5 protein-coding genes are annotated in these 13,638 nt (G+C 36.5%); 3 read left to right on the top strand and 2 right to left on the bottom strand.

Going from position 1 to position 13,638, the window contains the following annotated elements; all coding sequences use genetic code 11:
- Window positions 1-101 precede the first annotated feature (101 nt).
- Entirely contained in the window at window positions 102-2,900 is a 2,799-nt protein-coding gene (locus HGP29_RS24015) for a carbohydrate-binding protein (protein WP_168885005.1), read from the bottom strand.
- 101 nt (window positions 2,901-3,001) lie between these two features.
- A complete protein-coding gene (locus HGP29_RS24010; RefSeq protein ID WP_168885004.1) occupies window positions 3,002-8,770 on the bottom strand; it encodes an Ig-like domain-containing protein in 5,769 nt (1,922 codons plus the stop codon).
- Window positions 8,771-9,529: 759 nt separating this feature from the next.
- Here HGP29_RS24010 and HGP29_RS24005 point away from each other — a divergent pair.
- The 3 genes from HGP29_RS24005 (at window position 9,530) to HGP29_RS23995 (ending at window position 13,479) form a co-directional block, all read left to right on the top strand.
- On the top strand, window positions 9,530-9,778 hold the full coding sequence (locus HGP29_RS24005; RefSeq protein ID WP_168885003.1) for a hypothetical protein: 249 nt from the start codon (window positions 9,530-9,532) through the stop codon (window positions 9,776-9,778).
- A gap of 155 nt (window positions 9,779-9,933) precedes the next feature.
- Window positions 9,934-11,091 carry a GDSL-type esterase/lipase family protein gene (locus HGP29_RS24000; RefSeq protein ID WP_168885002.1) on the top strand — a complete coding sequence of 386 codons (1,158 nt, stop codon included), beginning with the start codon at window positions 9,934-9,936 and terminating at the stop codon, window positions 11,089-11,091.
- Window positions 11,092-11,280: 189 nt separating this feature from the next.
- Window positions 11,281-13,479: a T9SS type A sorting domain-containing protein gene (locus tag HGP29_RS23995; RefSeq protein ID WP_168885001.1), complete on the top strand. Its 2,199-nt coding sequence runs from the start codon at window positions 11,281-11,283 to the stop codon at window positions 13,477-13,479.
- The last annotated feature ends 159 nt before the right edge of the window (window positions 13,480-13,638 follow it).

The following is a 13,638-nucleotide window of genomic DNA, read 5'->3' as shown; positions in this document are numbered from 1 at the left end:
TCATCATTTAAAAGAAAAAAGAAGCCGAAATTTTCAGCTTCTTTTTTTATCACATTTGTTTTCTATTCATTAAGAATAGTAGTTAAAGATGTAGCAGCAAATTATCTCATTAATGCTATTCTAACTTTTCTTATTGTCTGATGATCTACAATACTAATAAAGTAGATCCCGTTGGGTAAAGCAGAAAGATCCAATTGATGTTTATATCTATAGGCAATGGTAGAAGCATGAACTTGCTGACCATTCAGATTGTATACTAAAACTTCATAATCTTGATTGGCTAATCCATTTACCTTAACAATGCCTGTTGTTGGATTAGGATAAGCGTATACTTCTGGAGCTAAAGACAAGGTATTTTCAGCCATTTCTCTCGTATTGCTTCCTGTTGAGAAGTTAATTTTATCCAAGTTCCATTGCCAATCATTAGATCCTAACGCATTTACTCTAAAAGTGTGTACTCCTGCAGAAAGACTCACTGTATTCCCTGCCGATAAAGACTGGTAATCATCCCACTGTCCGTTATTTGGTACTGCATCTGTAGAAGCTACCGTTCCATCCACAACCAATTGAATTTGTGTACCTCCATTCATTGGTGTAGAAACCATATATTCAATAGAGTAAACACCATTTTCAGGTACATTTACACTATATTGAGCCCAGTCTCCAGAGTTAACCCAATTCACACCAACACCTGCCATAATGTTCATACCGTAAGGAACTTGACCATCATTAAATGTACCGCCAGTTGTACTAAAATTTTCTGCCTCGATGGTAAATGAAGCAACTCCTGTTACAGGTTGGTTTGTCACAGTAATTACTGCTGTAGCAGAATGATTACCATCAGCAGTTGTCACACTGATATTAGCCGTCCCTGCTCCATTGGCACTAATAAACCCATTATTTACAGAAGCCACATTCGTATTACTACTCGACCAAGTTATTGTCTGATTTGTTGCATTTAAAGGAGCCACAGCTGCAGTTAATTGTGCAGTTTCAGATACTTGTAAACTTACATTATTCTGGTCTAATGATACACCTGTTACTGCAACATTAGATGACACAGGAGTTAAAGTAATTTTATCTAAGTTCCATTGCCAATCGTTATTTCCGTTGGCAATAATTCTTATGGTATGAACACCGCTTAAAGTCACTTGTGATGAAGAAGATAGATTTGAATAACTATCCCATCCGCCATTATTTGGCACTGCATCGTTAGCTTTTGAAACACCGTCTACTAACAACTCTATGTTTGTACCGTTAGTTATTGGTGTAGAAATCGAGTAATCAATATCGAATGTACCTGAAGCATTTACAGTATATTCTGTCCAATCTCCACTGTTTACATAATTAATTCCAACACCTGATGTACTTACACCATATGGTACAAAACCATCATTGAATGTACCACCTGTTGCAGTAAAGTTTTCAGCTTCAATCACTAAAGGTTGGCCAACTACTGGAGCATCATCAGAAACAACTATAGTAGAAGTTGCAGTATATCCGCCATCTGTTGTTGTTGCTGTTATTGTTGCATTTCCTTCGCTAACTGCAGTTACTACACCCGATTGGGTAACAGTGGCCACTGATTCATTATTTGAAGTAAATACCATCGTCTGATCTGTCGCATTTGCAGGAACCACCTGTCCTGTTAAGTTTCCTGTTTCTCCTGTAGAAAGGTTTAATGTTGATGGAGATAAGTTCACTCCAATCACATTGATATCGCTTCCTCCTGATGAGTTAACAGGTTTATATACTCTCACCCAATCAATTTCCATTTGGTTTTTTGATGGATCCGCTAGTTCTGAATCACTTGGCGTCTCTCCTCTTGATACTAACCATGATTGAGACTCAACATTGATAATAATGTCCATCTCTTTTGTAAAACCTGTTCCTCCTTGGTACTCTCCCGGATCAATCACATTAATACCATTAGAAGCATTACTTGCTGACTGTAATGTCGTAAACGAGAACGATGAACCCGTAGCATAAGTAATTACTTCAGAATATCCATTTGATCCATTTGTTGGCATTCCTCCAACATTATTACCCCAGGCATCTGTAGTATTTGCAGGATTTTTTTCTTTGTAGTAAGTATACTCCCATGTACCATTCATTAATGTTGCGATTGCATTATGATACATTACTCTCACTAGCTCACCATCGATATAGTATTCAAAGTGATTGGGCGTTTTCCAATATACACCCAATCGTAGGTATCTTCTGTTTCCATTATTCCAAGCCCAATCACCCCATCCGTAAGAAGTGCTTACTCGGCTGTCTGGCCACCAACTGTTCCAATCTCTTGGTTGGTAATCATGAAAAGGACTTCTAATAAACGAGTGGTGACTAATATGTGTTAGATGTTTGAAACCATTTACCCCACCATAGTTTTCTATAATATCAATTTCTTGAGTATCATCAGGGCTCAATAACCAGAAACATGAAGCCAAACCGATATTGGCAACACTAATCGATGATTCAACATATACTGGATATTGAACTCTACTGTTGGAAGTTACACAACCAGAGTTAACACCATTGTTTGGTAACCCCATTTTTGCACTATTTCCATTCCAAGGGTTAGATTGATTACCTTGATCCCATCTTGATGCATTGATCAATAATCGGCCATTTTGTACACTAACATTTTGATACTTCCAATAAGTAGTACCTGGTCCATCCCATGTATTGTGATAAAAATTATACCACTTGCCATTACCAAAATTAGACTTTGAATTTACAGGATTAAAAGTGTAGTTGAAATCGTCTGAAACATTTTCTTGTAGTTCCCATTCTTTACCACTTCCCGCATCAGCAGGAACAGGAATACTACTCCAATCCTGAGAGAAAGTAGTTAGAGAAAGTAATAAGGCTACTGCCAAAATCAGTAGTTTTTTCATTTCAATAAGATTAAAAGTTAAGATTTGATAGTATTATTCACAGAAATCTGTGCTATTGAAGAAGAGGTGCCTATTGTGTAATAGACACCTCCATGATTAAATTATTTGCTTACAGCAATTCTTACTTTGCGGTCTATACCTTCTCCAACAATTCTCAATAAATACACACCAGTTGTTAGTGTACTTACATCCAATTGATGTACATATCTATAATCGATTGCAGAATGATGAACGATTTGTCCATTCATATTATACAAGGCAATTTGATACGACCCATTAGGTAAACCTTTAACATTTACGACCTGATTTGCAGGATTTGGATAAATATCTAAAGTAGAGGCTGTCAATTGTTCTTCTGGAAGTGTTCTGGCTGAAGAACCTGTTGAGAATGTCACTTTATCTAAGTTCCATTGCCATGCATCACTTCCTGATGCGACAATGCGAACCGTGTGAACACCCGTAGTTAATGATGCCTGAGAAGATGCAATCAATGACTGATAGTCATCCCACTGTCCATTGTTAGGTACTGCATCCGTAGTCACTACACTACCGTCAACAAGTACTTGAATAGCTATATCTCCACTCATTGGTGTTGAAATCATATACTCGATATCATAATTTCCAGCAGAAGGAATATCAATTGTATATTCTGACCAATCGCCAGTATTTACCCAATTAATACCTAAACCTGCCACTTGATTAACACCTAGTGGAACAAAACCATCATTGTATGTACCTCCAGTTGAAGTAAAGTCTTCTGCTTCAATTACTAAAGATGCTGGTCCTGTACTTGGTTTTGATACACTTACATTTGCTGTTGCTGTATAACCACCATCAATAGTAGTAACTGTAACTACAGCACTACCTTCTGCAATAGCTGTAATAGTTCCATTATTAACAGCCACTGCATTAGCATTGGAAGTAGACCAAGACACAGACTGTTCTGATGCATTGGAAGGAGCAATACTTGCCACAAGTTGACGTGTTTCTCCTTCTAATAAACTGATGCTTGTAGCATTTAGTGATACTCCTGTTACAGGAATTACAGTGGTTTCAATTGGTGTTAGAATCACTTTATCTAAATTGAACTGCCAATCGTTACTTCCCACACCGGCTACTCTCAATTGATGCTCTCCATTTAATGTCAATTGATGTACTGATTTTAGAGAGATATAATCATCCCATTGTCCGTTGTTTACAACATTATCGTTACCAACTACATTTCCATCTAATTGAATTTGAACTGTCGCGTTTTCCATTGGAGTAGAAATCATGTACTCCACTTCGAATGTACCTACTGCATTCACAGTATATTCTGTCCAGTCGCCAGCATTAACCCAGTTGATACCAATACCTGCCACTCTATTTACTCCAAATGGAACATTACCATCATTAAAAGTACCACCAGTAGTTTCAAAGTCCTCTGCTTCAATCACAATTGTTCCAGAAGGTGGAGGTGTAACTGTTACTTCGTTGACTGTGATATCAGATGAGGCTACAAACGTTCCATCTACAGTGGTTGCTGAAATCACTGATGATCCCTCTGAAATAGCCATCACTCGACCACTGGCATCTACTGTGGCTACAGATTGGTTAGAAGAACTCCATACTACTGTCTTATTGGATGCATTAACAGGAGCAACTGTTGCCGTTAATAGTTGGTCTTCACCAACATTAAGTATTAATGATACTGGACTAATACTTACACCAGTTACTGGAACATTTGGAGCACTTTCTACAATTATATCTTTAGTCGCTGTAAACCCACCGTTTTGAGTGGTCGCAGTAATTGTTGCTGTACCTGTTCCAACTCCTGTTACAGTACCACTCTGATTAACAGTAGCAATATTAGTATTGCTAGACGCCCAAGTGATATTTGTTGTACAAGCTGATTGTGGTAATAAAGACGCTGAGAACGTGGTAGACTGTCCTAATGGAATCGACGTTTCTGTTGATGAGATTGTCACTCCAGTCAAAGGGTCACAAGTAATTTCTCCTTGGAAAGACAACTCGAATTTATCTAAATTCCATTGCCATTGAGAAGTACCCGAGCCAACGAGACCAATTTTTACTTGGCCTTGACTTAGATTTACATTTTGACCTAAAGGAACATTAGCAAAGGCATCCCAATCGTTCATTGGAATTTGTTTACTGCCCACACTATTACCGTCCACAAACATCTCAATCACACCATCCTCTACAGCAGTTCCCGCTAAGAAAGATACACTATATTCTCCGCCTTGTGGAATAAATACATCAAATTCAACATAATCACCAGACTGAACATTATTAATACCCTGGCCACCTGTTGGGATATCATATATGGCAATTTCTCCAACTGGTCCTCCCATTCCTGAGAATGATTCCGCTTGAATAATCAATGTCGTACCTACAGTTACATTACTTACACCTTGTACAGAAGGGTTAGATGCTGATGTAGCAGTTAACGTTAAAGTGCCTGTTGTTCCTCCAGCAGAAATATTACCATTTCCATCTACTGTAGCCAGAGCTGTATTACTTGAAGCCCAAGTAATGCTCTTTTCTGTTGTCCATTCTGGCTCGAAAACCGGAGATACTGATAATGATCCATTTGGAAAAACTGTAACATCCGATGGTATAATAATCGCCGTAGGCTGTATCACCACCTGAGACTTTACTTCAATAGTAGTTTGAGCAACTAGACCTCCATCTTGTGTTGTTGCCTTTATTGTAGTCGTTCCAAGACTAACACCTGTTACAATACCTTCATTATTTACGGTTGCTACAGATGAATTCGAAGATGTCCAATTGATAGATTTATTATATGCATTTTCCGGTAATACATTTGCTGTTACTGGTACCGTTTCTCCTATTTCTACTTCCCTCAACCAATCTGTAAGAGCAATTGATTCAGGACGAATTCTATCTAAAATACTTAAGTTAGAAGAGCATTGGTCTATTACTTGGTTGCCATTACTTAACGCCGTTACTCTTAGAGTATAATTACCAATAGTTGGTACAGTATTCAGTGAAACATCCACAGAGACTACATCTTTTCCAGCCACTGTTGCAGCAGTTGATCCCGTTCCCAAGACAGTGTTCCCTTGTAACAACTCCACCTTTACCTCTCTTTCACCTAACAAATTGACGAATACGTCAAAAGTGTAATCCGTATTTCCGGTAACTTCTGTGATCATCGCATCACAATACACCTTTTCTTCTCCAACAATACCAACAGTAACAATTGTAGATGCTGTGATTATATTTCCATTATCGTTGATGGTAGCTGTAACAATTGCAGATTCACCAATGGCTTTACCTGTAACTCTTCCTGTTTTTGGATCAACAGAAACAATTTCATCATTAGAACTTGACCAAACTACTTCTTGATTTGTTGCATCATCTGGTGAGATCGTTAACGTTAATGGAGAAGTAACATAAAACTGAACGTTTGTAATTGCCCCTTCATCAATAGTAATATTGTTAACAGGAGTATCAGCATATGGAATAGCGGCAACTGTATGCGTAGCCACAATTGTTCCATCTATATTTGCAGCTGTAATCGTTGCATTTCCTGAGTTCGTCATAGCTTTAATCACACCAAATTCATCTACTGTAATGATTGATGGTGCGCTTGAAGACCACACTAGTTGCTTGTTTGTCGCGTTAGCTGGCTCTAGGTTTGCTGTTAACCCTACTTCTTTTCCTGCCATTAACTCTTGTGTTCCTTCAATAGATAAGCCTGTTAAAGCAACACCATTTTCTCCAGAACGTCCCGGAGCTTTACTAAAGTCCCAAACTTGAATTTGAGTTGTAGCCCAATCAGTTGGAGCATTGGTCTTACATTCAATAGTATTTGATGCTTGAAGCACTCCAGGAGGAATATCCACTTCAAGAACTCCTAACCATTGGTTTCGTAAATCTTCTAACGAACCTCTCCAATTGCTATTATGCTCAAGAACTACCCCATTCAGCTTTACTTCAACAGAAGATAAATGTGCTTTAAAAAATGCTCCTGATATTCTCAATGTTGCTTCATACTCACCATTTGGCACCACAACATTGTTTACTGATGTAGAAAGATTCTGACTTGTTGCATGAATAAGTTCACTACCAAACTCATGGTAGCCAGACCCAATCTTTTCACCCATAAACTTCGTTTCTTCAGAGCTTTGATCTACAGTTACGGCATTGGCAAATGTATACTCTAAAATCATCGTTGCATTATTACTCAGTTGCACAGATCCAGGTGCAGAATTTACCGTAAACTCATCTAAAGCAGGTTTACCGTATGTACCTTGGTTCATGTCTAAGTAAAGGTTTTTGATCAACACACTTTCTACAGGATTTTCATAATCATCGTAGAAGGATAAGTCTACTGTCTTCGTATCATCCTCTAGGTTATTGATGATTAGGTAGGTTTTATTACCTTCTACATAAGCATCTACCTGAAGGTCTCTATTCGATGATTTTGTATCAATTCGAGTACCTTTTACATTACTCCATAATTGGAAAAACTTGATATATTCTGACCATTCCCATTCACCATCTCCGTTTTCATCGCGCATCATAGCATACGGATAACGTAGGTCTTGATCAGGAATATCACCCCAAATCGCTTTAATTGGTGTAAAAGGCATTGATTTAGTGATATAATCCGGACGCTCAAGGAATTGCATAAACATAGCATTGAATGGTTTGATGTTCTCCCAATCCATTCTTTGTTGATCATAAACACCTGGTCTATTGTTCTCATTATAAAGCCCATTTACCGCTCCAAATTCAGAAACGATCAATTCTTTTCTTTCACCGTTTTTATATAAATCATACCACTCGATGATATCCAACATAGCTTCTGTATGACCACCTGAACGAGTAGCTGCTGGAGCATCATTTGCATTGAGATTCCATCCTGGCCAATCATAAATATGAATGGAATAAAAGTCCATATTATCTCCACAGGTATCCATAAAACCCTGCCACATAATATCCCATTGATACCAAGGGTTTGTTCTATAGTTATTTGCTTCAGAATCCATCATGTTGTGATAAGTGATGTAACCATCACCATCTAACCATTGGTCTAAATAATCTTCATCATAACGAGAAATACCATCAGGTAAGTGGAAATCATGAAGTCCCCAAGTCATCCCTCCAATTTTAGGACGATTGGGATTATTTGCACCAAAACGTTCTCGTACTCCCAATGCAACAAGATTATGGTACTCCCATATCTTTTCTTGAGAAGTACAAGTCATATGGCCTGTCATCATCGGCATATCTGGCTCATTAATCACTTCCCAGTAATGTGGAAGGGGTTCTCCTGGAGCGCCGTCAGATTTACGGAAGAAGCCATCAAGGTAATTCACTACCCATTCTGCAGATACATCTACATCCATAGGTTGCCACCCTGTCCAAGTTTCACCATCACCATTCCAGCTTAACGTTGGGTATGTTGGGTGAGGATTTGTTCCTCCAATCATATCTCGGCTTCTTGCCTCATACTGATGAGAAAGGTAATCCTTACTGTACTCCCCTTTTAACCATGTTCCCAACTCATCCATGTGTTCTAAGCTTGGACGATTTGGTCGGTTGGGGTCTTCTTCTGTTGCATTAAATTTCCATGTCGCGGAACCCGTATCTCTACCAAAGTAGGTATCGAGTGTATTTAAAAGGTAGTCGAGCTTATCTTCTTCACCATCCCAATCAGTTTCAAAGGAGGTTCCATGAAGTGTCATATATTTTTCCCTTTCAAATTCAGACACCCCATTTACGGAGTGCTTGATGTTAAGGTTAACATCTACATTTACATCTTGTGCATATGTCGTCAGGGCACAAGAAGTCATTAATAGTAAGCCGAGTAGCCTACTACGTAAGTTGTAATAGTTCATTTCATTAATTCATTACATTTAAAAAGTGAAAGTACTCTAAGAGGTGAGCTCAAAAATTAATAATTTAGTACTTTCATAACGCGTTGCTTCTGAGTGAGTTCATAGCCGTAGTTTTCAGAAGTTGGTGGGAAGGTTAATTTTCTTCCCTCTTAATAGCAGTTTTTTCTATTTAATCATACATATTTGAGGATTAGAAGTTGAACATTAATTTCTAATAGAGTCTGCCATGCTTAAGATTCCCGTCTTTATGGTAGGCTCTTTTTTGTTTACAAGAGTGTAAATAAACACTTGTGGTATTTGGGGTTTCGCTTACACTACAATAGTGCTAAACCACAAGTGTAATATCTACATCACTAATTTGAAGCAACAAAATCGAGATATCAATTTTAGTGACTAGACAAAAACTGTATAAGAATTTTTTAATACTTTATTTGAGTTTTCGCGAATAGAAAGTTTTGAAGTATTTGACAAAAAAATAACTAGACAAAAACTGAATATATTCTCATTTTCATGCAAAAAACAGTCTTTTTACATAGATTTTTACTTGATATACGCAAAAGAGTATTGTTCAGTAGTCTATTTAGAAAAACAATATTTTTCTCCCCAAATCATGAAGAAATTATTCTGTAACTACTTGTAACAACTAAAGATTAATAGAATAACAATCACTTTTCGTCAATAAAAAAGCAATTCATAGTTGAAAGGTAAGTAGGAACCGTCGTTAGATATAATCAATAATAAAAAACTAAATGAATTATTATGAACGACAACAACCTAACCAATAAGATCATTCAAGGAACTATGATTATGAAAGATGTATCATTACAAGAAATGACCAAATCATTTGGTTTGTCTGCAACATCACATGATTTATTGAACATTACCCAAGAATTAGAACGTAAGGGTATTGTAGAAAACTCTATAAATGATCATCAAGAAATTTATATTAAACTAAGTCCTCTAGGTGAAGTAATCGCCTGTGACTTATTAGACCAATGTAATAGTTAACACATTCAGAAAGACTTTATTTTAGCGATAAAGTCTTTTTTATATTTCAAAAATTGCTTTTCGATTAGGATATAACATTGTTAAACATCATTGTGTATACAACATTAACGTTTTACTTTTGGGTTGAATAGAAAACCTATATAAATACAATCCTCTTGAAAAGCGTAATTTTTTTATCCCTACTTCTGGTCTCAATTTGTTCCAATGCCACAAATATTACTTTTAGGGTCGATCTAGAAGGAATTGAGGTGCACCCAAAAGGTATCTATATTTCAGGGGAAATCAACTGGTGGAAATTTGATCAAAACCCTTTATCGAAGACCACTAACAATATTTATGAAATAACATTAGACTTAGACGAAGGACAAACTTATGAATATAAATTCTTCAACGGTCCAATATGGGAAGGCGGGGAGTTTGCTTTTGGTCCTTGTGCTAACGGTGGCTTCAGGTCTGTAACTGTAGATCAAGATAAAGTTTTACCAATTGTACCATTTGGTCTTTGTAATGGCGATTTTCCAGAAGATAAGATAAAAGTAGCTTGTGTAGGCAATAGTATTACATACGGTCATGGTTTGGGAAGTGAAAGAGCAAAAATTTGCTATCCTGCTCAATTGCAAAAGATTTTAGGAGAGGAATATATAACCTACAACTTTGGTAATCCAGGAAAAACGATGTCAAAAGACATCAATGATTCTTATTGGAAAACCTCAGAATTCAACTATTCCCATAAACCTTTTCTCCCAAATGTTGTAGTAATAATGTTGGGAACTAATGACTCTAAACCTTTTATTTGGGATAAAAGAAAAGAGCACTTGAAACGAGACCTCATTGAGTTTTATAACTCATTTGATACACTATCAACTTCGCCTACAATCTATTTAGCCACTCCTGCTTTTGCCTACAATCATAATTTTGATGTAAGTAACACAAATATTGAAAAAGGAATTATTCCAATAATAAAAGAGGTCTCAGAAGAAATGGGGATCAACCTGATTGATATTCATGAAGCAACTCAGAATAAACAAAAGTTATTTCCTGATGGCGTACACCCCGATAAAGAAGGGGCGTTAATTATTGCTCAAAAGATTGGAAGCGTCCTAAAAGAGGAATCACCAAAGATGATCATTAAAAAGAAAAAACTATCGACCAATAAAAATGGAGTAAAATACAGATGGTATAAGAATGGTCAACTGATTGGTGAAACATCACAAGCATCTTTAAAACTTACTGCAATAGATAAAAATGCTCACTATAAGGTCGCTGTAAAGTTACTTAAGGAGACTGATGATTGGGTGGTCAGTAAAAATTAACCCTTTATCATTGTCAATATTGAATCGAAATTAACCACCTCTACATCACAAAATTTTTCCACTCATTATTAACTGAACATTGACTTTACCCCCTATATTTCAACAATTTATCTTAAAGCTTGGATAGAGTCAATTGTAAATTTGGCTTGATAGTATGAAATGAATTAATCAATAAAAACTTATTTGATAATGAACTACAAGCCTATAACCACTATTATTCTAGCTCTATCTTGTATTACATTATTTGGGCAAGATACACTTGATGTTAACCTCAATATGAAACATGTTGTTGGCAACAGTGCAGAGTTTGACAGATCCAAATTTATGGTATTCCATGAAAATATTGTTGGAAATGAATGGGATAGTGATGAACAACGTGACTCCTTTTTAAATGATTATGATATATACCTCGGTAGAAACAATGGGTCTATCGTTTGGGAATTTAATCAGGTGAGAGAAGATCCAAACAAACCGGGTTGGCCGGATATTTCTCATATGCAAGAGAAAGGACAACAAGCAAAAAGTAATTATGCCTCTAAAACCAGTGCACATGCATTAGAAAATAGAGAAATTTACATGATGGAGGGAGGGCAAATGTGGCCAATGTATCCCAATGGTCAACTTACCAGCCCTAGTTCTTGCTGTAGTGATGCATCGCCATGGGCTTATGATGGGAATGATGCTGTTGCTGAATTTTTTAGTAATTACCTCACGCACTATTTTGGAGAAGGGGGCACTACTGGTAAACAAAAACCAAGACTGGTAGAGGTCTTAAATGAGCCCTTTGTAAAAGCCTATCAATACAATACTTCCCATGAAGATATTGCAAAAATGCATAATGTAGTAGCCAAAAGAATCAAAAAAGACCATCCTGATGTTTTAGTTGGTGGTTATACTGCAGCCCATCCCGCCTATGAAGACCATGATTTTGGGCATTGGGAGAAAAACTGGAAACTATTTATTGATGTTGCTGGTGAAGAAATGGATTTTTTCTCTTTTCACTTATATGATTTTGTTGGAGACCAGTCTGACATGCTAGAAAAGCAACGAAAAGGAAGCAATATCGAGGCCATCATGGATATGATCAATCATTATAGTATGCTCCAATTAGGTGAGGTAAAACCTTGGTCTATTTCTGAATACGGATGGTTTTGCCCAAGTTGTGATGGACCTTATTATGCAGAGAGAGATTGGTACAATGTCCGTTCTTTCTCTTCTATGATGATTCAACTAATGGAACGTCAGGACCAAATCATCAATGCAATTCCATTTGTTTTAACCAAAGCTTCATGGGCACACAATAAAGCTGAAGATGAATACAATACCTACGGACCTCGCCTTATGAGAGAGATTGGAGAAGTTGAAGGAGAAGATCCTCATTCTGGTTATGTTTATACTGATCTATTGAAGTTTTTTGAATTATGGGCGAATGTTAAGGGGACAAGAATAGACACAAAACCTACTGACTTCGATCTACTTTCTGATGCCTATATAGATGGAAATAAGTTATACTTGATACTAAGTAACTTAGACCAAGAAGTGAAAGATATTCAGCTCAATATCAGTAATATTACAGCATACCCAATAAGCGACTTAATGGTAAAACATGCTTATGAAAACAACCTTATCACACAATTAGATACTACTTACTACACAGAACATGTATCAGAAGTAACCATTGGTTCTGAAGGTACGATGATCTTAGAATACACATTTACCGATGATGTTACTATCGACGAGATGAAGAAGGAGCAATTATTCTATGCTGATACTTATTTACAGCCGATCACTGCAAATAAAGAAGTCTCTTTTCAAATCAATAAGGTACACATTGATAAAAATGGAGAGGCAATATTAAGAATTGGTTTAGGTAGAGATCTAGGGAAATCGCTTACTCCAAAAGTAAAGGTAAATGGCAAACAAATTCAGGTACCCAACAATTGGAAAGGTAATCATCAAGAAAATCGTGACCGTTTCTTTGGTGTTATAGAAGTTCCAGTAGAATATGACCATCTATCTGAAAATAACACAATCACTGTATCTTTTGATGATGACGGTGGACATATCTCAACTATGATTCTTAAAACTTATGAATTATCAGTACCCGTTCAACGATCTACATTCAATATGGGTAATGAAAATGATCAACCTTTAGGATTAGAACAAAAGATCGATCAATTGAATATATGCCCTATTCCAAGTGATAGTATTATACATCTAAGAGGTATAGAAGGAAATATTAAAAGTGATATTGTTTCCCTATCAGGACAGGTTGTATTGACCACAAAGCAAAAAGAGATAGATATATCTACACTTAAAGTGGGTGTTTATATCATAAATATTGAAACGGAAAGTGGTATTATTTCAAAGAAAATTGTAAAAAATTAAACTCACTTACCTCTACTTTGTACTTCGAAAGCAGCAAGTTTACTTTTGCTGCTTTTTGTTTTTTAATTTGTAATATAAATAATAAATAACAACCTATACTTTGAGTTCTTAATTACTCTTTAAATCATCAAATTTGTAAACTCAGACGATCAAATTGTA

Origin of the sequence: Flammeovirga agarivorans, from assembly GCF_012641475.1 — a bacterium.
In the GTDB taxonomy this organism is placed as follows: domain Bacteria; phylum Bacteroidota; class Bacteroidia; order Cytophagales; family Flammeovirgaceae; genus Flammeovirga; species Flammeovirga agarivorans.
This window is presented reverse-complemented; position numbering and strand designations above follow the sequence as displayed.

Bases quoted from the DNA above. Each gene is read 5' to 3' on its own strand.
- HGP29_RS24015 (WP_168885005.1), bottom strand. From the start codon at position 2,900: ATGAAAAAACTACTGATTTTGGCAGTAGCCTTATTACTTTCTCTAACT.
- HGP29_RS24010 (WP_168885004.1), bottom strand. From the start codon at position 8,770: ATGAACTATTACAACTTACGTAGTAGGCTACTCGGCTTACTATTAATG.
- HGP29_RS24005 (WP_168885003.1), top strand. From the start codon at position 9,530: ATGAACGACAACAACCTAACCAATAAGATCATTCAAGGAACTATGATT.
- HGP29_RS23995 (WP_168885001.1), top strand. From the start codon at position 11,281: ATGAACTACAAGCCTATAACCACTATTATTCTAGCTCTATCTTGTATT.